This window comes from Sulfitobacter aquimarinus (assembly GCF_040149565.1).
Classification (GTDB): domain Bacteria; phylum Pseudomonadota; class Alphaproteobacteria; order Rhodobacterales; family Rhodobacteraceae; genus Sulfitobacter; species Sulfitobacter aquimarinus.
In genome coordinates this window covers 39,689-62,597 of record NZ_JBEFLO010000006.1, presented here as the reverse complement: position 1 = coordinate 62,597, position 22,909 = coordinate 39,689, and the positions used below count along the sequence as shown (strand labels likewise).

At 61.0% G+C, this 22,909-nt stretch carries 26 protein-coding genes; 10 read left to right on the top strand and 16 right to left on the bottom strand.

Going from position 1 to position 22,909, the window contains the following annotated elements; translation table 11 throughout:
- Nucleotides 1-29 precede the first annotated feature (29 nt).
- Together ppk2 and ABMC88_RS12375 are read left to right on the top strand one after the other, a co-directional pair.
- Nucleotides 30-899 (top strand): polyphosphate kinase 2, encoded by an 870-nt coding sequence (ppk2, locus tag ABMC88_RS12380; RefSeq protein WP_349577209.1) that lies wholly within the window; start codon nucleotides 30-32, stop codon nucleotides 897-899.
- Nucleotides 892-1,509 (top strand): TetR/AcrR family transcriptional regulator, encoded by a 618-nt coding sequence (locus ABMC88_RS12375; RefSeq protein WP_349577208.1) that lies wholly within the window; start codon nucleotides 892-894, stop codon nucleotides 1,507-1,509. Before ppk2 ends, ABMC88_RS12375 begins: the two co-directional genes overlap by 8 nt.
- Nucleotides 1,510-1,511: 2 nt before the next feature.
- Here the strand turns inward: ABMC88_RS12375 and ABMC88_RS12370 are convergent, their stop codons facing one another.
- The 5 genes from ABMC88_RS12370 to ABMC88_RS12350 all read right to left on the bottom strand — a co-directional run bounded on the left by ABMC88_RS12370 (nucleotide 1,512) and on the right by ABMC88_RS12350 (nucleotide 5,412).
- Nucleotides 1,512-2,510: an LLM class flavin-dependent oxidoreductase gene (locus ABMC88_RS12370; RefSeq protein ID WP_349577207.1), complete on the bottom strand. Its 999-nt coding sequence runs from the start codon at nucleotides 2,508-2,510 to the stop codon at nucleotides 1,512-1,514.
- A gap of 57 nt (nucleotides 2,511-2,567) precedes the next feature.
- Nucleotides 2,568-2,798, bottom strand: a complete 231-nt coding sequence (locus tag ABMC88_RS12365) for a hypothetical protein (protein WP_349577206.1) — start codon at nucleotides 2,796-2,798, stop codon at nucleotides 2,568-2,570.
- A gap of 71 nt (nucleotides 2,799-2,869) precedes the next feature.
- Nucleotides 2,870-3,358 (bottom strand): 30S ribosomal protein S9, encoded by a 489-nt coding sequence (gene rpsI, locus ABMC88_RS12360; RefSeq protein WP_349577205.1) that lies wholly within the window; start codon nucleotides 3,356-3,358, stop codon nucleotides 2,870-2,872.
- Between the two features lie 2 nt (nucleotides 3,359-3,360).
- A complete protein-coding gene (rplM, locus tag ABMC88_RS12355; RefSeq protein WP_349577204.1) occupies nucleotides 3,361-3,822 on the bottom strand; it encodes a 50S ribosomal protein L13 in 462 nt (153 codons plus the stop codon).
- A gap of 180 nt (nucleotides 3,823-4,002) precedes the next feature.
- On the bottom strand, nucleotides 4,003-5,412 hold the full coding sequence (locus ABMC88_RS12350) for an aminotransferase-like domain-containing protein (RefSeq protein ID WP_349577203.1): 1,410 nt from the start codon (nucleotides 5,410-5,412) through the stop codon (nucleotides 4,003-4,005).
- Nucleotides 5,413-5,513: 101 nt separating this feature from the next.
- On the opposite strand from ABMC88_RS12350, the gene ABMC88_RS12345 reads away from it, so the two are divergent.
- Entirely contained in the window at nucleotides 5,514-5,747 is a 234-nt protein-coding gene (locus ABMC88_RS12345; protein ID WP_349577202.1) for a DUF1127 domain-containing protein, read from the top strand.
- A gap of 93 nt (nucleotides 5,748-5,840) precedes the next feature.
- Here ABMC88_RS12345 and ABMC88_RS12340 read toward each other — a convergent pair whose 3' ends face one another.
- Nucleotides 5,841-6,278, bottom strand: coding sequence for a PaaI family thioesterase (locus ABMC88_RS12340; protein WP_349577201.1), 438 nt, complete (start codon nucleotides 6,276-6,278; stop codon nucleotides 5,841-5,843).
- A 2-nt stretch (nucleotides 6,279-6,280) separates the two neighbouring features.
- Here ABMC88_RS12340 and ABMC88_RS12335 point away from each other — a divergent pair, with 2 nt between their 5' ends.
- From ABMC88_RS12335 to gluQRS, 5 genes are all read left to right on the top strand, one after another.
- A complete protein-coding gene (locus tag ABMC88_RS12335) occupies nucleotides 6,281-7,120 on the top strand; it encodes an enoyl-CoA hydratase (RefSeq protein ID WP_349577200.1) in 840 nt (279 codons plus the stop codon).
- A 94-nt stretch (nucleotides 7,121-7,214) separates the two neighbouring features.
- Entirely contained in the window at nucleotides 7,215-8,543 is a 1,329-nt protein-coding gene (locus tag ABMC88_RS12330; protein WP_349577199.1) for a cytochrome-c peroxidase, read from the top strand.
- A 340-nt stretch (nucleotides 8,544-8,883) separates the two neighbouring features.
- Complete coding sequence (gene trmFO, locus ABMC88_RS12325; RefSeq protein WP_349577198.1) at nucleotides 8,884-10,233, top strand: methylenetetrahydrofolate--tRNA-(uracil(54)-C(5))-methyltransferase (FADH(2)-oxidizing) TrmFO; 1,350 nt, start codon at nucleotides 8,884-8,886, stop codon at nucleotides 10,231-10,233.
- 78 nt (nucleotides 10,234-10,311) lie between these two features.
- Nucleotides 10,312-10,857, top strand: a complete 546-nt coding sequence (locus tag ABMC88_RS12320; RefSeq protein ID WP_349577197.1) for a class I SAM-dependent DNA methyltransferase — start codon at nucleotides 10,312-10,314, stop codon at nucleotides 10,855-10,857.
- On the top strand, nucleotides 10,854-11,744 hold the full coding sequence (gene gluQRS / locus ABMC88_RS12315) for a tRNA glutamyl-Q(34) synthetase GluQRS (protein ID WP_349577196.1): 891 nt from the start codon (nucleotides 10,854-10,856) through the stop codon (nucleotides 11,742-11,744). The genes ABMC88_RS12320 and gluQRS overlap by 4 nt, the downstream gene beginning before the upstream one ends.
- Here gluQRS and hisI read toward each other — a convergent pair.
- The gene (gene hisI / locus ABMC88_RS12310) at nucleotides 11,741-12,088 is read right to left on the bottom strand and encodes a phosphoribosyl-AMP cyclohydrolase (RefSeq protein WP_349577195.1); all 348 of its coding nucleotides are present in this window, start codon (nucleotides 12,086-12,088) and stop codon (nucleotides 11,741-11,743) included. The genes gluQRS and hisI overlap by 4 nt on opposite strands.
- Nucleotides 12,089-12,158: 70 nt before the next feature.
- Here hisI and ABMC88_RS12305 point away from each other — a divergent pair, with 70 nt between their 5' ends.
- Nucleotides 12,159-12,605: an iron-sulfur cluster assembly scaffold protein gene (locus ABMC88_RS12305; RefSeq protein WP_349577194.1), complete on the top strand. Its 447-nt coding sequence runs from the start codon at nucleotides 12,159-12,161 to the stop codon at nucleotides 12,603-12,605.
- A 194-nt stretch (nucleotides 12,606-12,799) separates the two neighbouring features.
- On the opposite strand, the gene ABMC88_RS12300 is transcribed toward ABMC88_RS12305, so the two are convergent.
- The 5 genes from ABMC88_RS12300 to sciP form a co-directional block, all read right to left on the bottom strand.
- Entirely contained in the window at nucleotides 12,800-12,928 is a 129-nt protein-coding gene (locus tag ABMC88_RS12300) for a hypothetical protein (protein ID WP_349577193.1), read from the bottom strand.
- A 97-nt stretch (nucleotides 12,929-13,025) separates the two neighbouring features.
- Nucleotides 13,026-15,116: an ATP-dependent DNA helicase RecG gene (gene recG, locus ABMC88_RS12295; RefSeq protein WP_349577192.1), complete on the bottom strand. Its 2,091-nt coding sequence runs from the start codon at nucleotides 15,114-15,116 to the stop codon at nucleotides 13,026-13,028.
- Complete coding sequence (gene ligA, locus ABMC88_RS12290; RefSeq protein ID WP_349577191.1) at nucleotides 15,113-17,248, bottom strand: NAD-dependent DNA ligase LigA; 2,136 nt, start codon at nucleotides 17,246-17,248, stop codon at nucleotides 15,113-15,115. The genes recG and ligA overlap by 4 nt, the downstream gene beginning before the upstream one ends.
- Nucleotides 17,249-17,338: 90 nt before the next feature.
- The gene (gene ctrA / locus ABMC88_RS12285) at nucleotides 17,339-18,046 is read right to left on the bottom strand and encodes a response regulator transcription factor CtrA (RefSeq protein ID WP_349577190.1); all 708 of its coding nucleotides are present in this window, start codon (nucleotides 18,044-18,046) and stop codon (nucleotides 17,339-17,341) included.
- A 102-nt stretch (nucleotides 18,047-18,148) separates the two neighbouring features.
- Nucleotides 18,149-18,427 (bottom strand): CtrA inhibitor SciP, encoded by a 279-nt coding sequence (gene sciP / locus ABMC88_RS12280; RefSeq protein WP_349577189.1) that lies wholly within the window; start codon nucleotides 18,425-18,427, stop codon nucleotides 18,149-18,151.
- Between the two features lie 131 nt (nucleotides 18,428-18,558).
- Between sciP and mnmA the strand changes: the two genes are divergently transcribed.
- Nucleotides 18,559-19,701: a tRNA 2-thiouridine(34) synthase MnmA gene (mnmA, locus tag ABMC88_RS12275; protein WP_349577188.1), complete on the top strand. Its 1,143-nt coding sequence runs from the start codon at nucleotides 18,559-18,561 to the stop codon at nucleotides 19,699-19,701.
- Here the strand turns inward: mnmA and lpxB are convergent.
- The 4 genes from lpxB to fabZ are packed head-to-tail and all read right to left on the bottom strand — an operon-like array spanning nucleotide 19,689 to nucleotide 22,880.
- On the bottom strand, nucleotides 19,689-20,855 hold the full coding sequence (gene lpxB, locus ABMC88_RS12270; protein ID WP_349577187.1) for a lipid-A-disaccharide synthase: 1,167 nt from the start codon (nucleotides 20,853-20,855) through the stop codon (nucleotides 19,689-19,691). The genes mnmA and lpxB overlap by 13 nt on opposite strands.
- Entirely contained in the window at nucleotides 20,852-21,634 is a 783-nt protein-coding gene (locus ABMC88_RS12265) for an LpxI family protein (protein WP_349577186.1), read from the bottom strand. Before ABMC88_RS12265 ends, lpxB begins: the two co-directional genes overlap by 4 nt.
- Nucleotides 21,631-22,410, bottom strand: a complete 780-nt coding sequence (lpxA, locus tag ABMC88_RS12260) for an acyl-ACP--UDP-N-acetylglucosamine O-acyltransferase (RefSeq protein ID WP_349577185.1) — start codon at nucleotides 22,408-22,410, stop codon at nucleotides 21,631-21,633. The genes ABMC88_RS12265 and lpxA overlap by 4 nt, the downstream gene beginning before the upstream one ends.
- On the bottom strand, nucleotides 22,410-22,880 hold the full coding sequence (fabZ, locus tag ABMC88_RS12255) for a 3-hydroxyacyl-ACP dehydratase FabZ (RefSeq protein WP_349577184.1): 471 nt from the start codon (nucleotides 22,878-22,880) through the stop codon (nucleotides 22,410-22,412). Before fabZ ends, lpxA begins: the two co-directional genes overlap by 1 nt.
- Nucleotides 22,881-22,909 lie beyond the last annotated feature (29 nt).

Sequence of the window (22,909 nt, the reverse complement as noted above, 5' to 3'; positions counted from 1 at the left end):
TACACAGAACTTCTGACAGGAGGCCCGTGATGGACCTACCCTTTGACGGTGCAATCAGCGCCTTTTACAAAAACGACGCGCCAGACGCGGTCCGCGAGGCGATCAAATCGGCGGATAAGGACGACATCCTGTCGCCTGCCTACCCCCATGATACCCGCCTAAGCCGCAAGAAATACGAGCGTGAGATGGCCGCCCTTCAGATCGAGCTGGTCAAGCTGCAAGCATGGGTGCGCGAGACAGGCACCCGCATCGCTATGGTTTTTGAAGGCCGCGATGCCGCAGGCAAAGGTGGCACCATCGGGCGCTTCCGCATGAACCTGAACCCGCGTGCGGCGCGTGTTATTGCGCTCAGCAAACCCAGCGATACAGAGATGTCGCAATGGTATTTTCAACGCTATATCAAACACCTGCCTGCCGCGGGTGACATGATCTTCTTTGACCGCTCGTGGTATAACCGCGGCGTGGTCGAACCTGTCTTCGGCTTTTGCACGCCTGCGCAGAACGCCCGGTTCTTTACCCAAGTGCAACCCTTCGAGAGAATGCTCGTCGAGGACGGGGTGCATCTGTTCAAATTCTGGCTCAACGTTGGCCGCGCCGAGCAATTGCGCCGTATGCTCAAACGCGAGAGTGATCCGCTCAAACAATGGAAACTGTCAGGCATCGACGTCAAAGGCCTGCACCTGTGGGACGAATATACCGCCGCTATTCAGGACACGCTGACGCGCAGCCATACGGATCACGCACCTTGGACCATCGTCCGCTCGGACGATAAACGCCGCGCGCGACTGAACGCGATCCGCCATGTGCTGCACAGGTTCGACTATACCCACAAAGACGCAGACGCGATTGGCGCGATTGATACTGCGGTGCTGGGCGGGCCAGACATCTGGGATGCCTAAACGCGGCTATCACCACGGCAACCTGCGCCAGGCGCTGGTCGATGCTGCCTTGCAGTTGATCGAGTCCAAAGGCCCCACGGGGTTCACCCTGTCCGAGGCTGCAAAGCAGGCGGGCGTGACCCCTGCCGCTGTTTATCGCCATTTCGAGGGCCGCGAGGATCTGATCGCCGAGGCCGCCCTGCAAGGCTATGAAATCTTTGGGGAGTTAATGCAATTCGCCTATGAAAGCGGCCAGCCCTCGGCGCTGCAAGCGTTCGAGGCCACGGGCCGTGCCTATCTGGCTTTTGCGCGCAAATACCCCGGCCATTACATCGCGATGTTCGAAAGCGGCATCCAGATCAACCGCACCGCCGCGCTTGCATCGGTGGTCAATCGCGCCAACGCGGTGTTGGAGAAGGCCGCAACGGACCTTAGCCAGCACATCCCCGAAGACAAACGCCCGCCCGCCTCGATGTTCAGCGCCCATATCTGGGCGATGAGCCACGGCGTGGTTGAGCTGTTCGCCCGCAACTCTCCCGGTCGTGCATCGCCCTTCCCGCCCGAGGATTTGCTGGAAACGGGCATCGGGATTTACTTGCGCGGGCTGGGGCTGATCGCGCCTGACGACTAGGCTTATGCGTCTTCCAACACCACATCCGCCATCGCCTCTGCCGCGATGGAAAAGGAGCGCTTTCGCGCGGCAGGATCATGGATTTGCCCTGTCAGGATGACTTCGTCCGGTTGGTATTTCGCAATGAGCTCTGCCAGTTGGCGGCGCACCGTTTCCGGCCCGCCGACGGCAGAGATGCGCAAAGCCTGATCCACCCCCTGACGCAGGCCAAGGCCGATCGTCGCGTCGATGTCCTCTACCGGCGCGGGCAGTTTACCAGGCGTGCCACTGCGCAGCCGTGCAAATGCCTGCTGGACCGAGGTCCGCAGATAATGCGCCTGTGCGTCCGTCTCGGCGGCGATCACATTGATGGCCAACATGAACTGCGGCTTGGCCAGCGTGCCCGATGGTTTGAAATCACGACGGTAGATATAGGCCGCATCCTCCAACGCGTCGGGCGCGAAATGCGAGGCAAAGGCATAGGGCAGCCCGAAATGCGCCGCCAGCTGCGCACCATAGAGCGATGATCCCAAAATCCACAGCGGCACATGCGTGCCTTGACCGGGGTGCGCCTGAACGGCAGCTTGCGGATCCGCATCCCCCAAATATCCCATCAATTCAGCCACTTCCGCAGGAAAGTTATCCTCTCCCGTGCGGCCGCGCCGCAGGGCGTGCCAGACCGCATGGTCGCCACCGGGCGCACGACCCAGCCCCAGATCAATGCGGTCGCCATAAAGCGTAGCAAGCGTGCCGAACTGCTCTGCAATCGTCAGCGGCGCGTGGTTGGGCAGCATGATCCCGCCCGCGCCCACGCGAATGGTCGAAGTCTTGCCCGCCACATGCCCCAGCAGCACGGAGGTCGCCGCCGAGGCGATGCCCGGCATGTTGTGATGCTCGGCCATCCAGTAGCGGTGAAAGCCCAAGGCCTCGACATGCTGCGCCAGATCGGCGGTATTGCGCATGGCGTCAGCGGCGGTGCTGCCCTCGGGCACGGGGCATAGATCGAGGATTGAATACTTCATGGGCTGCTTTCCTTGGTTGAGGTCAACATAGGCACTCCCCCCCGATGAAAAAAGCCCCTAGACCCCGTCAAACCATCCGACGTGGCGTATCGCCGCCTGCACAGCCTCACCGTGGGTAGCGTAGCGTTGCGCACCATGGTGCCCGATGGAGAACCACCCCCGCCCGTCCTCGGCATCGCGGCGGAATTCATCAAAGCCAAAGCTGCCATCTGCGCGCTGGAACACATCCACACAGATGTTATCACCATGCAGGTTGACCGAATGAATAACCTTATGCGGATGAGCCATTAAAGAAATGCCCCCCTAAACGAAAAAGGCCGCACCAGAGCGGCGCGGCCATTTCCAAAATATCGTAAAACTTAACGCTTGGAGAACTGGAAGCTCTTACGCGCTTTGGCCTTACCGTATTTCTTACGCTCGACCACACGGCTGTCACGGGTCAGGAAGCCTGCCGCTTTCAGCGCGCCGCGCATGGAAGGATCAAACAGTTGCAGCGCCTTGGAGACACCGTGCTTTACCGCACCAGCCTGACCGGACAAACCGCCGCCTTTGACTGTCGCGTAGACGTCAAACTGGCCATCGGTGCCGGTGATGGTGAAGGGCTGCTGAAGGATCATTTGCAGCACGGGGCGTGCAAAATATTCGTTCTGTGGCTTGCCGTTTACGACGACCTTGCCGGAGCCGGGCTTGATCCAGACGCGGGCGACCGCATCTTTACGTTTGCCTGTGGCATAGGAGCGGCCGAATTCGTCTTTGACGGGCTCACGGGGGGTCAGCTCGACTTCTGGTGTGGCTTCTACGCCTGCAACAGATGCGAGATCTTCGAGTGTGTTGATTTCGTCAGACATGCTCATGCGCTCCGTGTGTTTTTCTTGTTCATGGATGCAACATCCAGAACTTCAGGCGCTTGGGCCTCATGAGGATGCTCACCACCGGCATAGACGCGCAGGTTGGTCATGATCTGGCGGCTCAGACGGTTGCCGGGCAGCATACGCTTGACGGCCAGTGTCACGATACGCTCGGGGTGTGCACCCTCGAGGATCTGTTCTTTTGTGCGTTCTTTGATGCCGCCGGGGTGGCCGGTGTGCCAGTAGAACTTTTCGTCCCGCTTTTTGCCGGTCATCTGGATTTTCTCGGCATTGATTACGATGACGTTGTCGCCGCAATCCATGTGAGGGGTGAAGGATGGCTTGTGCTTGCCGCGCAAACGCATGGCAATGATCGAGGCAAGACGGCCCAGCACGATGCCTTCGGCATCAATGATGATCCATTTCTTGTCGATGTCAGCCGGTGTTGCTGAAAAGGTTTTCATGTACGGTAATCCCGTTAGTGGTGAGGAAGGGCGGATGCCCCGTTGTGATGGGCTGCTTATATAGGCCCCCGCGCCCACGTCAAGAACACCAAACCCCAATATGGCATTCAAAAACAACACCTTACAAATAAGGTATCATATTACCCCACGCCAAGCCCGAGTCGCGGCCGCCCTTTTCGCCTAAACCCCGATCTCCTCCGTGGGATTGTCCAGCAAGTCGCGCAGACGCGCCATCGCGGCCTCGAAACTGCGCAAACTGACGCCCGCGTTGATCGCCATGCGCACGGCGTGGGGCGATTGCGCTTGGCGGGCGGCGAATTCCTCGGCGGCGCGGACCCGCACGCCCCGCGCTTCGGCGGCGCGGCAAAATGCATTTGCCCGCCAGCCCTGCGGCAGGTTCAGCCATAAAAGAGGTACATCCTCGCGCCAGTGCAGATCATACGCCCCCAAAGCGTTCACCGCCGCTTTGACGTAATCGCCCACTTCACTGCGGGTGCGCGCCATGATCGCGTCCAGCTGCGGATGGACCAGCAAGGCGGCGGCCAGATCGGTGATCGGAGTGGCCAGCCCGAAGAACCCGTGCTCTGCCGCGCGGTGCAGCTCGGCCGTATGCGCCCGCGGGCCAATTGCACAGCCCAACCGCAAGGCGGGCGTGATGGATTTACTGAGCGAGGTGATGTACCACCCCCGCTCGGGCGCAAGCTGTCGGTAGCCGGGTGCCTGCGCGGCCCCCAGACGGTAACAATCATCCTCCAGAATTTGCAGATCAAAGCGGCGGGCGACCTCGACAATCTCTTGGCGGCGTTCAAGCGGCGTAAACCCGCAGGTCGGGCTGTGGACCTCGGCAGAGGTGCAGATGATCTGGCCTTCGGGGTGACGCTCGGCTGCGGCGGCAAGGGCGTCGGGGCAAATCCCGTGGGCGTCCATGGCCACCGGCACCACCTCGGCACGCAGCGCATCCGCCACGCGGCGGAACCCGGGATAGCAAAGCTCCTCGACGAAAACGACGGGCCTGCGCCCGCGCAACACGGCCTGCATCACCAGCATGATCGCGTTCTGCCCCCCGTGCGACAGGACGATATCGCTCTCGTCCAGCGGCCCGATCAGCGTGTCGCGCAGCCAATGGCACATCGCCGCCCGCGCCGCTGTCGCGCCCCGCCGCGAGGGATAGTGCATCATCCCCGAAGGCGGATCGGCGGCGACCTGTGCCAGCAAAGAGCGTATCAACTGGCTCTGCCCGCCATTGGGCAGATGCGGCGAGAACAGATTCACGTCGAACATATCCCCGCCCGTCTTGTGCGGAACAACGTCCATCTCGCTCAGGTTCAGTGGCGGCTCGACCTTGGGCGAGGCCACGAAGGTCCCGCGCCCGACCTCGGCCCGCAAAACGCCTTCATCGGTGAGAATGGTAAAGGCCCGCGCCACGGTGCCGGGTGTCATCTCCAACCGCCAGCCAAGTTCGCGCACCGGGGGCAGCTTGTCCCCCTCGCCCAGATCACCCGATGCGATGCCGTCACGCACAGCTTGCACCACGGCGCGGTATTTCGGTTTAACCTGCGGATCGAGGGTCGGCACCCAAATTGTATCCATTACAATGTTTCCCTAGCGTTCAGTACAATCGCATTGTACCCATATTGTATGGCAATCATGCCATATTGTGTCAATACAATTTAATCATAGGAGATTTTCCCATGACACACGCAGCGATCCTGACAAACGACGCCCTCGCGGTCCTGAACTCATCCCGCAGCTTGCCGCTGCTGGCAGTGGTCAGCGTCAAGTTTGCAGCCTGCGTGACGAAATGGGGAGCCCGCCGCCGCACGCGCCTGCATCTGGAGCAACTTGATGCGTGGCAGTTGGATGACGTGGGACTGACACCTGACGCGGCTCGCGCCGAGGCGCAAAAGGTGTTCTGGCGGGCGTGACATCCCCGTGGCGGACGCCAGACCTCTTCACTTGGGCAGGGTTCACCCCTGCCCTTTTTTGATACAATCGCCTAGCGCGACCGAATTGTACCCCTAGCCCATTTTCGCAGGGGGAATGGCATAGGTCATGGTGGCCTGTGCGACAGGATCGGCCATCCCTTCGGAATAGACCAGCACATGGCTGACCGAAAGCTGGCGACCCAGCTTCAACAGCCGTGCCGTCGCGATCAAATCCGCATCCGCCTGCGGCTTGCGCATAAAATCAAGCGAGCAATTGGTGGTGACGGCCAGCGCCTTTGGCCCGATCATTGCCAATGTCGCCACATAGGCCGCAACATCCGCCAACCCGAACATCGACGGCCCTGATACCGTGCCACCGGGGCGCAGGTGCTTTTCCGTTACGCGCAGGCGCATGGTGACTTCGTTCGGCTTGACCTCTTCCACGTTGAAATCATCCGCAACCTGCTGGAACACCTCACGCATAAAGACGTTCAACTGGTCGGCGTTCATCTGCAATTCGGCCTTGGCCATACTTGTTCTCTCCTCCGCTTTGCACCAGAGTTGCCGCAACAAAGGAAGGGCGCAAGATGGCAATTTTGGAAATTACGCAACGGGACGCGGTCACGCATATCATGATGAACAGCCCCGAGCGGCTGAATGCGCTGAGCGACGAGATGCTGGCCGCGCTGCAAAAGACGCTGGACAAGCTGGCCAAGGATCCGACCTGCCGCGTGATTACCATCTCGGGCGCGGGCAAAGCGTTCTGCGCGGGCCACGATCTGCGCCAGATGCAGGCGATGCGCCAGAACACGGACGCAGGAGCAGCGGCATTTGCCGATCTGTTTGCCCGCTGCACCGATGTGATGATGCGCATCCAGTCCATGCCGCAGCCCGTGATTGCCCAAGTCCACGGGATCGCCACTGCCGCAGGCTGTCAATTGGTAGCGACCTGCGACATGGCTGTGGCGGGGCATGGCACGCGCTTTGGTGTCAATGGCGTGAACATCGGGCTCTTTTGCTCGACCCCGATGGTCGCGCTCAGCCGTAATATCGCGCCGAAAAAGGCGTTCGAGATGCTGACCACAGGCGACTTCATCGAAGCCGACCGCGCCGAAGAGCTGGGCCTGATTAACCGCGCCGTCCCCGCCGAGGATCTGGCCGCACATACGGCTGCCCTTGCCGATCAGATTGCGGCCAAACTGGGCGCGGCAGTCAAAATCGGCAAACGCGCCTTTTACGAGCAACTGGCGCTGGATACAGCCGCCGCCTATGCCCATACGGGGGCGGCAATGGTGGAAAACCTTGCAAACGCGGACACCGCCGAAGGGATGCAAGCCTTCATCGAAAAACGCGCACCCGATTGGAAACACTGACTGTTTCCCAAACCAGCACGGTGTTTTTCCAAAGCATTTGTCGCAATTTCGCCGCAATTCACATAGACCTCACAAAACCGTGAGGAGTAGTGTAATGTTGAATATAACAGGGCGTGCGCTGAAACTTGGCTTGGTTGCGGCACTCTTTGCAACGACAACGCAGGCAGGCCCGCTGCCCCAACCCGCCAGCGATAAAGATTACCACGCCTTCCCCCCCGACATGATCGAACTGGGACGTGATCTGTTCTTTGATCCGATCCTGTCGGGCAACAAGAACATCGCTTGCGCGACCTGTCACCACCCCAGCCTCGGCACCTCTGACGCGATGTCGCTGTCGATTGGCGAAGGCGGGCTTGGCCTTGGGGCCGACCGCAAGGCGGATGCAGGCAACCGCCCGCAGGACCGCATCCCGCGCAATGCGCCCGCACTGTTCAACCTCGGGGCCAAAGAGTTCACCGTCATGTTCCATGATGGCCGCACCGCCAAAGACCGCCACGCCATGTTTGGCATTCGTATGCCCGAAGGGCGCACGCTGGAACGTCCTGTCGCCTCGCCCTTGGCAGCGCAAAACATTTTGCCGATCCTCTCGCCCGCCGAAATGGCAGGCCACCCTGGTGAGAACGAGATTGCCGACGCTGTCGCCGAGGAACGCATCATGGGCCCCGATGGCGCATGGGATTTGCTGGCCCGCCGCGTGCAAGCTATCACCGAATACCGCGAGCGGTTCAAATCCCTTGGCACCTCGGACATCCACATCACCGACATCGGCACGGCCTTGTCCGCCTTCATCGGCTCGGAATTCCGCGCCGATCAAAGCCCGTTTGACCGCTACCTTGCAGGCGATACCGACGCGATGACCGCGCAAGAGCTGGCAGGGATGGACCTGTTTTACGGCAAAGCGCGGTGTTCGACCTGCCACACGGGCACCTTTCAGACCGATCATGATTTTCATGCAATCGGCCTGCCCCAGTTCGGCCCCGGCAAGTTGGATTACGCCGACACGGGCCTTGGCATGGTCTCGGGCGAGGCGGACGATATGTACCGTTTCCGCACGCCGACCCTGCGCAACGTGACGCAATCGGCCCCCTACGGGCATAACGGCGCCTACTCCAATCTCGAAGATATCGTCCGTCACCATCTGAACGCGGTGCAGGGCCTTGCCCAATACGACCGCAACGCAGCCCTCTTGCCCAGCGACATCGACGGCGCGGACGACTGGAAGGCCATGGATGACTTTGACGAAGTCATGCGCATCGCCGAAGCGATCGAGATCAGCATCATCAAGATGGAAGAAGACGAGATTGCCAAGATCATGTCATTTCTGGGGGCGTTGACCGATGAAGGCGTGATCGAACGTGGCCTTGGCGTGCCGGCCTCTGTGCCTTCGGGGTTAGAGATGGATCTGGTGCTGCCGCCCTCCTAACCGCTCAAAACATCAATAAAAAGTTAACCCTCACTGCCCGGCAGTGGGGGAATTTTTTTGTCCGTTCCCATTGTTGCGGATTTGGCACCGCTGTGTTGCGAAGTTACATCTCGCAAATCGGGCAGCAATAAGGCACAAATAAGTCATAGCACAAAGCGTGCCCTTTTGGGTCGCCGCCGGCGGAAGATCCCTCCAGATCAGGCTCTCATCTGATCCCCCCTTCTCCCCGCAGCGGCGACCCCAAACCCCCCCCGACAGTCCTGGCCATACGGCACATTGCGCATTTGACGCAGGGCGCCCCCTGTTGCACCGCCGCGCTGTCTCGCTTATCTGCGCTGTCATGGATAACACATTGCACATCATCGGCGGCGGCATGGCCGGATCAGAGGCCGCCTGGCAGGCCGCAAACCTTGGCATCAAGGTGGTCATTCACGAAATGCGTCCCAAGGTCGAAACCTTCGCCCACCAAACGGGGCTATTGGGCGAGATGGTCTGCTCCAACTCCTTCCGCTCGGACGATAGTGAACAAAACGCCGTGGGGCTGCTGCATTGGGAAATGCGTCAGGCGGGCGGGCTAATCATGCAAACCGCCGAGAAACACCGCCTGCCTGCGGGCGGTGCCTTGGCGGTGGACCGCGACCCGTTCGCGCAATCCGTCACCGACGCGCTGATGGCACATGAAAACATCAGCGTGGAATACGGCGAGATCAAGTCCCTGCCCACCGAAGGCCATTGGATCATCGCCACAGGGCCGCTCACCTCCTCCGATCTGGGTGCTGCGATTGCGGCGGAAACGGGCGCCGAAGCCTTGGCCTTTTTCGACGCGATCGCGCCGATCGTCTATCACGACAGCATCGACATGAGCAAAGCGTGGATGCAATCGCGCTATGACAAGGGCGAGACAGAGGAAGAGCGCACGGCCTACCTCAACTGCCCGATGGACGAGGGCCAGTATTACGCCTTCATCGACGCGCTGGCCGAGGCCGATAAGACCGAGTTCCACGAAGGTGAGACAGCGGGCTACTTCGACGGCTGCCTGCCCATCGAAGTGATGGCCGAGCGTGGCCGCGAGACCCTGCGCTTTGGCCCGATGAAGCCTGTCGGCCTGACCAACCCGCACCAGCCCGAGGTAAAGCCCTATGCCGTGGTGCAGCTGCGCCGCGACAACAAGCTGGGCACGCTCTATAACATCGTAGGCTTCCAGACAAAGATGAAGTACGGCGCGCAAGCCGAGGTATTCAAACGCATTCCGGGCCTTGAGAACGCCAGCTTTGCGCGATTGGGCGGGATCCACCGCAACACGTTCCTGAACTCTCCTACGCTGCTGGATGGTCAGATGCAGCTGAAATCACAGCCGCATATCCGCTTTGCCGGACAGATCACCGGCGTCGAAGGCTATGTCGAGAGCGCCGCGATGGGCCTGCTTGCGGGCCGCTTGGCAGCTGCGCAGATCAAGGGAGAGACGCTGGACACGCCCCCCGCCACCACGGCCACCGGCGCGTTGATCACCCATATCTCGGGCGGAGCCGAGGCCAAGACGTTCCAGCCCATGAACGTGAACTTTGGCCTCTTCCCGCCGGTTGAGGGCCTGAAATCCGGCCGCCGTGGCCGCAAGGACCGCTACAAAGCCTATACAGACCGCGCCAAAACCGATTGGCAGGCGTGGCTAAACGCTGGACAAGAAGGTTAACGACCGTAAACTACGCCTATGAATAACAGCTGTATAGACACTGCATACGATGCGCGTGACGCCGACGGAACCCGCGCGATGTATGACGATTGGGCCGCTTCTTACGAGGCTGAAGTAACCGCGAACGGCTACGCCACCCCTGCCCGCTGTGCAGAGGCTTTGGCCGACTGTGTCGAAGATCGCAACGTGGCGTTGCTGGATTTTGGCTGTGGCACGGGGCTGGCGGGCCTTGCCTTCAAACGCGCAGGGTTCAAAGTGATCGACGGGGTGGACCTGTCGCCCACGATGATCGCACAGGCCCGCGCCAAAGGCATCTACCGCAGCATCGAACAGATCGAGCCCGATACCTCCCCCGACGAGACCTATGCGGTGATCGCAGCCGTGGGGGTGATTGGTGAGGGCGGCGCCCCGATTTCGACCCTCGATCTGCTGCTGCATGCGCTGCCAAGCGGCGGCAAGCTGGTGTTTTCGTTCGATGATGCAACGCTGGCCGATCCGACCAATACGGGGCGCCTGAACGAATGGCTCGATTGCGGGGCAGCGCGTCTGCTTTTTAGCGAACACGGCCCCCATTTCCCCACCAAAGAGATCGAAAGCACCGTCTACGTGGTTGAAAAAGCTTGAGCTTTACCACTCGATTTGCCCCATCCCCGACTGGCCCGCTGCATCTGGGCCACGCCTATTCCGCGCTGCTGGCCTATGACATGGCACAGGCGGCAAACGGCACTTTCCTGCTGCGGATCGAAGACATCGACCAATCGCGTGCCCGCCCCGAATGGGAGGCGCAGATATACGAAGATCTGCGCTGGCTCGGGATCACGTGGGATGACCCCGTGATGCGCCAGTCTGACAGGCTGTCATCCTACAAAACCGCGCTGCATGACCTGTGGAACACAGATGCCCTTTTCGCCTGCACCTGCTCGCGCCGTGACATCGCCGAGGCGGCCTCCGCCCCACAAGAAGGGGGTGCCCCGCTGATCGGTCCTGACGGGCTTGTCTATCCGGGAACCTGTCGGACCAATGGCCGCAGCTCGGGGGTAAACCCCTTGCCTGAAAATGCCGCTTTGCGCCTGTCTATGAACTATGCCGCCACAACCACCGCCACGCCGCGCATTGGCGGCGGTGTGTTTTCGTTCACCGAAACGGGCATGGGCCCGAACGGTGAGACAGGCCTGATCGAATTTCCCGCGCAAGCGGCGGTTGCGCACATCGGTGATGTGGTTCTGGCACGCCGTGACATGGGCACGTCATACCATCTGTCGGTGGTTCTTGATGACGCGGCCCAAGGTGTCAGCCATGTGGTGCGCGGCGCAGATCTGTTCGAGGCTACAAAGATTCACGTTATACTTCAAAGGCTTCTTGGCCTCTCTACCCCGACATACCACCACCACGCCCTAATCCGCGACGACGGCGGCAAACGGCTGGCAAAACGCGACGATGCGCGTGCCATTTCCCTGTACCGCCGCGAAGGCGCTTCGCCATCAGACATCCGCGCCATGGTCGGGCTTTAGCCGAGGTCTGCCTCGCCCTCGGCGCTCACGCCTGTGAAAAAGCAACTGCGCCGCCCTGTGTGGCACGCAGCGCCAACCTGATCGACCTGCATCAGAATGCAATCGCGGTCGCAATCCACCCGCATCTCGCGCAGCGTTTGCACATGCCCCGAGGTCGCGCCCTTGGCCCAGAACTCTTGCCGCGAACGGCTCCAATAGGTCACCTGCCCCGTCTCAAGCGTGCGCATCAAGCTTTCGGCATTCATCCACGCCATCATCAGCACTTCGCCTGTGGCGTTGTCTTGCGCAATGGCGGGGATCAGGCCCGCGTCATTGTATTTCAGGCTGGTTGGATCAAAGGACATAGCGGCCCCCCTATTTGTTTTTGCATCTGCGTCTCATCGGCTTATGTAAAGGGCAGACAAAGGAAACGCCATGTCCAACGACCAAGACCTGATCAAGCTCTATTCCGCCCGCATCCTTGCGCTGGCCGCCGACATCCCGCATCTGGCGCGGCTGGAGGCACCGGACGCCACGGTAAACCGTCGCTCGCCCCTGTGCGGGTCGAGTGTGACGGTGGATGTGTCGGTGAAAGACGGCGTTCTGGCCGCGATGGGCCAAGACGTCAAAGCCTGCGCTTTGGGTCAGGCGGCGGCGGCGATCACGGCAGAGGCAGCGGTTGGCGCGCCTTTGGACGTGGTCGAAACAGGACGTGACCAATTAAAGGCGATGCTGAAAGGCAAAGGCGGCGTGCCCGATGCGCCCTTTGACGGGTTCGAAGTGCTGACCCCTGCGGTAGAGTACAAGAACCGCCACGCCTCGATCCTGCTGTGTATCGAGGCTTTGGCCGAGGCGATGGCCACAGCCCGCACCAACGCATAAAAAAAACGCCGCACATCCGGGACAGGATGGCGGCGCAAGGAACAGCGTTACCCGTGTGGGACCCAGAGGTACGGTTGGGGAAAGGCACCCCCATCAGATGTTATGGACAGGCAGAACGTAACATCACACCGCTGCGCAAAATTGGGACAAATGCAGCGGTAAACCGACCCTGGCACGAGAGCGCAGGCAGAAAATCAGACAAAAGCGGGGAAATGCAAGCCTGCTACCAGCATGACAATCAACGCGGCAGCGCCTGCTGCGTCATACGCCAGCGTGTCCTGGGACCGTGCTGCGATGGCTTTGATTGTTTGGTAGAAGGTCATGTCTCTCTCCGTCTTTGTTGCACCTTTGTTCTCATTTTCATTAACCAAAGTAAAGAACTTTTTAAGAACATTTGTGAACTTTTTGGAACAGATACGACTAACCCACTGAAATCAAACGGATCGCCTCGTCCTGACGCATAAGCCACAGCAGCAGCCGTGCCGCCTGCCCGCGCGTGCTGGTTAATTCTGGGTCAGTATTCAGCAACGCACGCGCATCCGATTGTGCCACGGCCATCAACGCAGCCTGCTTTTCCAGATCAGCCACTTTGAAACGCGGTACGCCCGACTGCGCCGTGCCGATCAGATCGCCGGTGCCGCGCATCTTTAAATCGGTCTCTGCAATGACAAAGCCGTCCTCGGTCTCGCGCAAAACCTCGAGACGTTGCCGCCCTGTCTGGGTCAGCGGGTTTTGATACATCAACAAACAGCTCGACGCTGCCGACCCACGCCCCACGCGACCGCGCAGCTGGTGCAACTGCGCCAGACCGAAACTCTCGGCCCGCTCGATCACCATGATCGACGCATTGGGCACATCCACGCCCACCTCGATCACCGTTGTGGCCACCAGCAGCTTCGTCTCACCACGCTGAAAGGCCAGCATGCCTGCGTCCTTCTCCGCCGGTGGCATCTGCCCGTGGACAAGGCCCACGACACCCTCGCCCAAGGCAGCGCGCAGACGTTTGAATCGCTCCTCAGCGGCGGTCAGATCGCTGACCTCGCTTTCCTCAACAAGTGGGCAGACCCAATAACACTGCCGCCCGTCGGCGATGGCAGCACGCAGGCGGTCGATGACTTGGTCGTAGCGGTCGGTGCTGATCAGCACGGTCTGGATCGGTTTGCGCCCGGGGGGTTTTTCGTCCAGCACGCTGACGTCCATGTCGCCGTATTGTGCCAAAGCGAGGCTGCGCGGAATCGGCGTGGCGGTCATCACCAGCACGTCTGCCTGACGGCCCTTGCGCCCCAGTTCCAACCGCTGGCGCACGCCGAAACGGTGCTGTTCATCCACCACGGCAAGGCGCAGATCGTGGAAGACCACACTTTCCTGAAATACCGCGTGGGTGCCAACCAGAACGTGGATGTCCCCCCGCTCCAACGCGGCAAGCTTCGCGGCACGCTCAGCCCCTTTGTCGCGGCCCGTCAGGATTTCCAGCACGACACCCGCGCTTTCGGCCAAGGGACGCAGGCCCTGAAGATGCTGCCGCGCAAGGATCTCGGTCGGGGCCATGAGCACGCCCTGCCCGCCGGCCTCAACCGCGGCCAGCAGCGCCATGAAAGCGACCAGCGTTTTGCCCGCGCCCACGTCGCCTTGCAACAGGCGGTTCATGCGCTGATCGGTGGCCATGTCGGCGGTAATCTCGGCGATGGCGCGGCTCTGGGCACCCGTCGGTTTATACGGCAGGCTTTTGAGTACGTTGGCTTGCAACACGCCCGTGGCATGAGCGGCGCGGCCTTTCTTGCGCCGCTCGACCTGACGGGCAAGGGCCAGTGTGATCTGATGGGCCAGCAGTTCGTCATAGGCCAGCCGTGCGCGGGCGGGCGCGCTGGCGGCGATGTCGCGCAAGGATTGCGGCGCATGGGCGGTCTGGGTGGCGGTGGTGAAATCGGGCCAGTCTTCCTTGGCCAGCTGGCTTGGGTCGATCCATTCATCCATCTGCGGGATCAGCGCCAGCGCCCCCCGCGTCGCCTTATACATCAGCTTTTGCGTGACCCCGTGGGTCAGCGGATAGACCGGCTCAAACGCGGGGATCGTGTCGGCCTCTGACTCTGGCACCATGAAATCGGGGTGAACCATTTGCGGGATGCTGTCGAACAGCTCTACCCGCCCCGAGACGATGCGGCGGCTGCCTTCGGGCAAGCTGCGTTGCCAGAAATCGCCACGGGCATGAAAAAAGACGAGTTGGAAGGACGTCTGAGCGTCCTCGACATGGATGCGATACGCGCCGCCTTTGGTGCGGGCGGGCGTGTGTTTGCCGACCGTTACGGCCACCGTCAGCGTGGTGGGGAAATGCGCGCCCGCCACCGTTTCCAGCAGCTGTCGGTCAATGCCCGATTGCGGCAGCGTAAACAGCAGATCACGCGGCGCGATCACACCAAGCGCCGCAAAATGCTGCGCCGTTTTGGGGCCAACACCCGTCAGCGTTTCCAACCCCGCAAACAGCGGGAACAGGGGTTCGGGCCGCGTGCTCATAACCCTTCAATCAGGGCGAGCCAGCCATCTTCGTCCAGCGTTGTAATCTCCAATTCTGCGGCCTTCTTGGCCTTGGACCCTGCGCCGGGTCCCGCGATCAGGATGTCGGTCTTGGCACTGACCGAGCCCGAGACTTTGGCGCCCAACCGCTCGGCCCGCGCCTTGGCCTCGGCGCGGGTCATCTTTTCCAACGTGCCGGTGAAGACCACGGTTTTGCCCGCCACGGGAGAGCCTGAGGTATCGGCGCGCTTGACCTCTTGCACATCCAGCTGCGCCACCAAACGGTCGATCGAGGCACGCTCGGCCTTTTGCGCGAATGCCCCGACGAACGAGCCCGCCATGACAGCACCCATGCCGTCGATGGCCAGCAGATCGTCCCACGCCTCGCCGCTCTGCTCGCGAGCAGCGTCCACCCCACGGGCCAGCGCCTCCCATGTGCCGTAGTGCAAGGCGATCATGCTCGACGCGGCATCACCCACATGGCGGATGCCAAGGCCAAAGAGCAGACGGTCCAGCGGGATCGTACGCTTGTCCTCGATCGCGGCAAAAAGGCCCGCGGCCGACTTCTCGCCCCAGCCCTCGCGGTTCTTGAGCTGTTGCAGGCCGCTGCCGTAGCGGTCTTGCAGGGTGAAAATATCCGCAGGCTCCGCGATCCAGCCGTCGGCATAGAACTGCTCGACCTGTTTTGCGCCTAGCCCGTCGATGTCAAACGCCCCGCGAGAAACGAAATGCTTGAGCTTTTCCACCGCCTGCGCAGGGCAGATCAGACCGCCCGTGCAGCGGCGCACGGCATCGCCCGGCTCACGCACCGCCGCACTGTTGCAGCGCGGGCATGTGTCCGGAAAGACGAATGGCACGCTGTCGTCGCCGCGTTTCGAGATGTCCACATCGGCGATCTTCGGGATCACATCGCCCGCGCGGTAGACCTGCACCAGATCACCCACACGAATGTCCTTGCCGCCGCGAATTTCGGTGCCTTTGCTATCGAGGCCGGTGATGTAATCCTCATTATGCAGGGTCGCATTCGAGACGACGACACCGCCCACCGTTACAGGGCTAAGCCGCGCCACAGGGCTGAGCGCACCTGTGCGCCCGACCTGAATGTCGATGCCCTCCAGCGTGGTCCAGGCAAGTTCCGCAGGAAACTTATGCGCGGTGGCCCAACGGGGAGTGGTTGAGCGAAACCCAAGGCGTTTTTGCAACTCAAGGTTGTTAACTTTATAGACGACGCCATCGATGTCATAGCCTAAATCAGGGCGTTGTGATTCGATTTTGCGATAATGGGCGATCATCGCGTCAGGCCCGTCACACAGCGCGGTGAGCGGATTGATCGAAAAACCGAAGCGGCCAAGCGCCTCGATCGCGCCCATTTGGGTGCTGTCCAAAGGCGCCGACAGGCTGCCCCACGCATAGGCGAAAAAGCGCAGGGGCCGCGCGCGGGTGATCTCTGCGTCAAGCTGGCGTAGCGATCCCGCGGCGGCATTGCGCGGGTTGGCGAACAGCTTGCCGCCACGGGCCTGCTGAGCTTCGTTCAGGGCGGCGAAGTCGTCGTGGCTCATGTAGACTTCGCCGCGCACCTCCAACACCTCGGGGGCATTGGTCAGGGTTTGGGGAATGTCAGAGATGGTGCGGGCATTGGCAGTGACGTTTTCCCCCACGGCCCCGTCGCCCCGCGTGGCCGCCTGCACCAGCACTCCGTTTTCATAGCGCAGCGACAGAGAGAGCCCGTCAATCTTCGGCTCTGCGGTGTAGGCCAATGGCGCGTCAGCCGCGAGGCCAAGGTATTTGCGGATAGAGGTATCAAACTCGGCCACATCCGCATCTTCAAACGCATTAGCCAAGGATAGCATCGCAACACTGTGGCTGATCTTTCCGAACCCCGAGGCCACGGGCGCGCCCACCTGATCACTTGGGCTATCGCTGCGTTTGAGCTCGGGAAAAGCATCCTCAATCGCGGCATTGCGGCGTTTCAAACGGTCATATTCGGCGTCATCAATGACAGGCGCATCATCCGTGTGATAGGCCGCATTCGCCTGCGACAGCCGATCCGCCAGATCGGCCAGTTCAGCCGATGCCTGCTGCCGCGTCAGATTTTTCACATCCAATTCAGCGCTTTCAGTCGTTTGAGTCACAAAAACCTGCCTTTGGTGTTGCCGCCTACCCTTGAGTAGATAGGCCGCGACCATAGGCAGGTCTAGCGCATTTCACATATTGCCGCGAACTCAGGCGCTCGCGGCGAGATCCATTTCACCAGGTTCGGGATCGCGCAGCACATACCCACGCCCCCAGACCGTTTCGATATAATTTTCGCCGCCCGTGGCGTTGCCCAGCTTTTTGCGCAGCTTGCAAATGAACACGTCGATGATCTTCAGCTCCGGCTCATCCATGCCGCCATACAGATGGTTGAGGAACATCTCCTTGGTCAAAGTGGTGCCCTTGCGCAGGCTGAGCAGTTCCAGCATCTGGTATTCTTTGCCGGTCAGATGCACGGGCTTGTTTTTGACACTGACGGTCTTGGCGTCCAGATTGACGGAGACGAGGCCAGTGTCGATAACGGACTGAGAGTGTCCTTTGGAGCGTCGGATGATGGCGTGAATACGGGCGACCAGTTCTTCGCGGTGGAAAGGTTTGGTCAGATAATCGTCCGCGCCAAAGCCGAAACCGCGGATTTTGCTTTCGGTATCGTCAGCGCCCGACAGGATCAAAATCGGCGTCTCGATCCGGCTTAGGCGCAGCTGGCGCAGCACCTCGTGGCCATTCATATCCGGCAGATCAAGATCAAGGAGGATGATGTCATAATCATACAGCTTGGCCAGATCGATCCCCTCCTCTCCCAGATCCGTCGCGTAAACGTTCAGGTTCGCGTGGGTCAGCATCAGCTCGATGCTTTTGGAGGTTGTGGGATCATCTTCGACAAGCAAAACGCGCATTTTATGGTCATCTCCGCCATTACAAATTCAGTCTATGGCGTTAACTCTGCGCAATAAAGGTTAATCACCCGTAAATATTGAGGCCAAAGATACATTAACACGTTAAAGTTGTCGGTATTTCTGTACCATCGTGGCTTTTAGGGCCGCCTCACCGTGGGTTGAAACGGCGCGCACCCATTCGATAAATTCGTCATCACTCAGGCTGTAGCGTTCGAGCGCGTCTTCTTTGCTGATCAAACCATAGACAACCCCGCGCACCACAGCCGCCTTGCGCGACGCAACCCAACGCCGCGTGCGGGTGGGCGGCAAATCGGCCATGGTCATTACGGTCCCGTCTGCCAGGGTCACAGCACGCGGGCCATCGACTTTTCTTAGATACATTTGACTACACCAACTCTACTTTCGGACAACATTGTCCCTTTCCCTTAAAGACAGATGAAGCCGCCCCTTGTGAGTAGTTTGCATTTTCCTATATTCCACAACAAAGCACCCACACAGCATCGAGGCCCGTCATGGCATTGGACCAAAATCCCCCGCTCAATTCATTGGGCTTTGCAAAAGCGCCCGCCGACACCCGTGTGGTGGTGGCGATGTCGGGGGGTGTCGACAGTTCGGTCGTGGCCGCGATGCTGGCCGAGGAAGGTTACGACGTGGTCGGCGTCACCTTGCAGCTTTATGACCACGGGGCGGCGCTGGCGAAAAAGGGCGCGTGCTGTGCGGGGATCGACATCCATGATGCGCGCCGCGTGGCCGAGGATATGGGCTTTCCCCATTACGTGCTCGACTATGAAAACGTGTTCAAGGACGCGGTGATCGACGAATTCGCCGACAGCTATCTGGGCGGGGCGACGCCCGTGCCCTGCATCCGCTGTAACGAGCGGGTGAAGTTCAAGGACCTGCTGGAGACGGCAAAAGATCTTGAGGCCGACTGCATGGCCACGGGCCACTACATCCAGCGCGTGATGGGGCCGCAGGGGGCCGAGCTGCACACAGCAGCAGACGCGGCCAAGGACCAAAGCTATTTCCTGTTCTCCACCACGCCCGAGCAACTGGATTTCCTGCGCTTCCCGCTGGGGCATCTGCCCTCCAAGGAAGCGACACGGGCGCTGGCCGCGAAATACGGGCTGGTGGTTGCGAACAAGCCTGACAGTCAGGACATCTGCTTTGTCCCCGATGGCGATTATGCCAGCGTTATCCGCAAGCTACGGCCCGAAGCTGCGGCACCCGGAAACATTGTGGATACCGAAGGCAATGTGCTGGCGGCCCACGATGGCGTGATCAATTACACCATCGGCCAGCGGCGCGGGCTTGGCATTGGCGGGCTTGCCGATCCGCTGTATGTGGTGCGGCTGGATGCCGACCGCCGCGAGGTTGTCGTGGGCGGAAAAGAGCTGCTCGCCACGCGCAATGTGCCTGTGCAAGAGATCAATTGGCTGGGCGATGCGCCGTTCTCCTCCCGCGAGGAATGGCATGTGGCCGTGCGCGTCCGTTCGACCCGCCCGCCGACCGAGGCGATCCTGCGGCCGCTATCGGATACGACAGCCACGGTTGAACTGGTCGCGGCAGAGCAAGGGATCAGCCCCGGGCAGGCTTGTGTGTTCTACGATCCGGACAGCAGCCGCATCTTTGGCGGCGGCTGGATTCACCGCGGCTGAAGCCCGTCCAGAACGGCACGGGCGGCGCGCAGGCCGGGGGCCTCACCGCCCTGCCCCAACCGCTGCATTGTCAGCGCCATGGCAGCGTGCTGTGCCTGCGGGTCTGCCAACACATCTGACACGCCCTGCGCGATGGCCTGCGGTGTGCAATCCTTGCCGATATACTCGGGCACCGTGCGGGTCTCCGACACCAGATTGACCAAAGTCACCGTATCAACCAGCAGCATACGGCTGATTAGCAGACGGCTCAGTAAATTCATGTCATAGGCGATGACCATCGGCGTGTCGGCCACCGCCAGCTCCAGCGAAACCGTGCCAGAAGCCGCCAGCGCCACGTCAGCGGCGCGAAACGCGGCGCGTTTTTGCGCCATTGCCTCCCCCAGATCGCGGCCCGTAGGGTCAAGCACATGGGTGTCGGGCCAATCGCGGGTCAACGCCAGCACCGTCTCAGCCACAGGCGCGGCAGCGGGGACGACAAATTGCGCGTCCTTGTGGCGCTCTTTGATCAATGCGACAGCCTGCCCGAACCGTTCCCCCAACCGCGCCACCTCGGATCGGCGCGACCCCGGCAAGACCAGCACCACGGGATTGTTCACCAAGCCATGCGCCTCACGAAAGCTCTGCGCGTCTTGCGGGGTCGCCACGGGTTCGGCCACCACGGGATGACCCACAAAATCACAGCGCATACCAGCGGCCTGCATGTAAGCCGGCTCGAACGGGAGGAGCGCGAGCACCTGATCAATGTGACGCGCCATTTTGGCCGCACGCCCCGCACGCCACGCCCAAACGGTGGGGGCGACGTAATGCACGGTGCGGATTTGGCTGCGGGCCTTTACCTGCTTGGCCACGCGGAGCGAAAAATCAGGGCTGTCGATGGTGATCAGCACATCAGGCTGCATCGCCACCACAGCGTCAGCCGTCTGCGCGATGCGGCGTTTAAGGTGGCGGTATTTCGGCAAAACCTCAGCCAGACCCATCACGCTCAGCTCGGACATATCGAACTGGCTCACCAGCCCTTCGGCCTGCATTTGCGGCCCGCCGATGCCTTGAAAGTTCACATCAGGGCGCAGCGCCTTCAGGCCCGCCATCAATGCGCCGCCGAGCTTGTCGCCAGACGGCTCTCCGGCAAGGATAAAGACGCGCAGCGGGGTCATTCGCCGGTGCGTGCCCAAAAGACAATGTTGTGCATATCGGCCAGCGCGGTACACTCTGCCGCATGCAGGACCAGCACATCGCCCGCGTCGACGACCACTGCCCGCAGACCTGCCGCTGCCGCCGCCCTGATCGTCGCGGGGCCGATGGTGGGTAGGTCGATCTTGCGGCTTTGGCCCTGTTTGGGACCTTTGAACAGGATCGCGCCCTTGGCGTTGCGCAGATTGCCGATCATCGCATCCGTGCCGCCCGCGTCCTCCATCGCAAGGACATCGCCAGCCTGCACAACACAAGCCTGCCCGATGTCTTGTGGCGACATTTCGAGGATTTTTGCAGCCCCTGTCGTTGCATCATCGCGTATTTTTTTGTCAGGCCAATGAGTGCCGTAAACACCGCCTTTGGCAAGCAGATCGGGGGCGATCTCATGGGCGCCCAGAACCTCGAACCCTGTCTTCTCAAACAGGTCCAGCACCACACGCAGCGCGCCATCATCGCCCTGCTGCAAGGCTTGCATGAACATCGGCACCAGCGGCGCGGTCTCGGCATCCAGCTTGCTTGGGTCCAGCGCGGGACGGTCCAGCGCACCGGCAAAGCAGACTTGGGTCACGCCGCGCTGCCCCAATTCCAGCAACAAGGTGCCAAGCGTTTCCAGCCGATAGGTCAGATCAACGGTCAGCCCTGCGACGGGCGTGCCTTCATAGCCGACGATCAGCGGAGCATCAGCCGCCTCAGCCACCAGTGCGGGCAGATCACCGCGCCCTGCAATCAGCGCCAGCGTCATTTCGGCGTCAAGAAGTGGCGGCCACTGTCCGCCAAAACAAAATCAACGATCTCGCGCACGTAATCGCTTTCCGTTTCGGCGCCCAACCGCTCGGCGCGGTCGTGGAAGGTGCCCTCGCCCTGCGCCAGCATCTGGAAAGCGGCCCGTAACGCGGTAATGTCACCGCGTGCCACGCCGCGACGTTTGAGCCCCACAAGGTTCAGCCCGTCAAGATGCCCGCGCGGCGCCTGCACAAGCCCGTAAGGGATCACATCATTGGTCACCATCGTGACCGCGCCGATGATCGCCCCGCGCCCGACACGCACCCATTGGTGGATGCCCGATAGCCCGCCGATAATCACCTGATCCTCGATCACGCAATGGCCCGCAACGGCGGCATTGTTCACCACAATCACGTCATTGCCAACAATCGCATCATGGGCAATGTGACAGCCCGCCATAAACAGCCCGTCATCGCCCACACGGGTCACGCCACCGCCACCTTCGGTGCCGCAGTTCATCGTCACATGCTCGCGGATGCGGTTGCGTTTGCCGATCTCAAGGCGGCTTGCCTCGCCCTTGAACTTGAGGTCCTGTGGGATTTCACCGATCACGGCAAAAGGAAAGATCACCGTCCCCTCGCCCACAGAGGTCTGGCCCGTGACCACCACATGCGACTTCAGCTCGACGTTTGCGGCCAGCGTGACCTGCGGCCCGACGACGCAGAACGGGCCGACGGTTGCGCTTGGATCAATCTGTGCGCCGTCCTCAATGACGGCACTGGAATGGATCGCCATTACGAGGCGTCCTGTGGCAGGTCGAGCATGGCCATAAACTCGGCCTCGGCGGCCATTTCGCCCTCGACGGTGGCCACGCCCGAGAATTTCCAGATTTTGCCACCGGGTTTGCCGCGTAGAGTTTTCACATCCATGCGCAACACGTCACCCGGCACCACCTTGCGGCGGAATTTGCATTTATCAATGGACATGAAATAGATCAGCATTTCCTTGTCCATCTGCTCTAGCGCGACGCCCACCATCACGCCTGCGGTCTGCGCCATCGCCTCCACAATGGTGACACCGGGCATGATCGGCGTGCCGGGAAAGTGGCCCTGAAAATGCGGCTCGTTCATGGTGACGTTCTTGTAACCCACCGACGATTGCGTGCCGTCGATCTCGGCCACTTTGTCGACCAGCAGGAAAGGATAGCGGTGCGGCAGGATGCGTTGGATGGTCTGGATGTCGGCGCTTTTGAGGTCTTGGGTCATTGGGGTACTTTCATCATGTTCGCCCCCAC

Excerpts from the sequence above, each read along its gene's own strand:
- ppk2 (WP_349577209.1), top strand. The coding sequence starts at position 30 with ATGGACCTACCCTTTGACGGTGCAATCAGCGCCTTTTACAAAAACGAC.
- ABMC88_RS12375 (WP_349577208.1), top strand. The coding sequence starts at position 892 with ATGCCTAAACGCGGCTATCACCACGGCAACCTGCGCCAGGCGCTGGTC.
- ABMC88_RS12370 (WP_349577207.1), bottom strand. The coding sequence starts at position 2,510 with ATGAAGTATTCAATCCTCGATCTATGCCCCGTGCCCGAGGGCAGCACC.
- ABMC88_RS12365 (WP_349577206.1), bottom strand. The coding sequence starts at position 2,798 with ATGGCTCATCCGCATAAGGTTATTCATTCGGTCAACCTGCATGGTGAT.
- rpsI (WP_349577205.1), bottom strand. The coding sequence starts at position 3,358 with ATGTCTGACGAAATCAACACACTCGAAGATCTCGCATCTGTTGCAGGC.
- rplM (WP_349577204.1), bottom strand. The coding sequence starts at position 3,822 with ATGAAAACCTTTTCAGCAACACCGGCTGACATCGACAAGAAATGGATC.
- ABMC88_RS12350 (WP_349577203.1), bottom strand. The coding sequence starts at position 5,412 with ATGGATACAATTTGGGTGCCGACCCTCGATCCGCAGGTTAAACCGAAA.
- ABMC88_RS12345 (WP_349577202.1), top strand. The coding sequence starts at position 5,514 with ATGACACACGCAGCGATCCTGACAAACGACGCCCTCGCGGTCCTGAAC.
- ABMC88_RS12340 (WP_349577201.1), bottom strand. The coding sequence starts at position 6,278 with ATGGCCAAGGCCGAATTGCAGATGAACGCCGACCAGTTGAACGTCTTT.
- ABMC88_RS12330 (WP_349577199.1), top strand. The coding sequence starts at position 7,215 with ATGTTGAATATAACAGGGCGTGCGCTGAAACTTGGCTTGGTTGCGGCA.
- trmFO (WP_349577198.1), top strand. The coding sequence starts at position 8,884 with ATGGATAACACATTGCACATCATCGGCGGCGGCATGGCCGGATCAGAG.
- ABMC88_RS12320 (WP_349577197.1), top strand. The coding sequence starts at position 10,312 with ATGTATGACGATTGGGCCGCTTCTTACGAGGCTGAAGTAACCGCGAAC.
- hisI (WP_349577195.1), bottom strand. The coding sequence starts at position 12,088 with ATGTCCTTTGATCCAACCAGCCTGAAATACAATGACGCGGGCCTGATC.
- ABMC88_RS12305 (WP_349577194.1), top strand. The coding sequence starts at position 12,159 with ATGTCCAACGACCAAGACCTGATCAAGCTCTATTCCGCCCGCATCCTT.
- ABMC88_RS12300 (WP_349577193.1), bottom strand. The coding sequence starts at position 12,928 with ATGACCTTCTACCAAACAATCAAAGCCATCGCAGCACGGTCCCAGGAC.
- recG (WP_349577192.1), bottom strand. The coding sequence starts at position 15,116 with ATGAGCACGCGGCCCGAACCCCTGTTCCCGCTGTTTGCGGGGTTGGAA.
- ctrA (WP_349577190.1), bottom strand. The coding sequence starts at position 18,046 with ATGCGCGTTTTGCTTGTCGAAGATGATCCCACAACCTCCAAAAGCATC.
- sciP (WP_349577189.1), bottom strand. The coding sequence starts at position 18,427 with ATGTATCTAAGAAAAGTCGATGGCCCGCGTGCTGTGACCCTGGCAGAC.
- mnmA (WP_349577188.1), top strand. The coding sequence starts at position 18,559 with ATGGCATTGGACCAAAATCCCCCGCTCAATTCATTGGGCTTTGCAAAA.
- lpxB (WP_349577187.1), bottom strand. The coding sequence starts at position 20,855 with ATGACCCCGCTGCGCGTCTTTATCCTTGCCGGAGAGCCGTCTGGCGAC.
- ABMC88_RS12265 (WP_349577186.1), bottom strand. The coding sequence starts at position 21,634 with ATGACGCTGGCGCTGATTGCAGGGCGCGGTGATCTGCCCGCACTGGTG.
- lpxA (WP_349577185.1), bottom strand. The coding sequence starts at position 22,410 with ATGGCGATCCATTCCAGTGCCGTCATTGAGGACGGCGCACAGATTGAT.
- fabZ (WP_349577184.1), bottom strand. The coding sequence starts at position 22,880 with ATGACCCAAGACCTCAAAAGCGCCGACATCCAGACCATCCAACGCATC.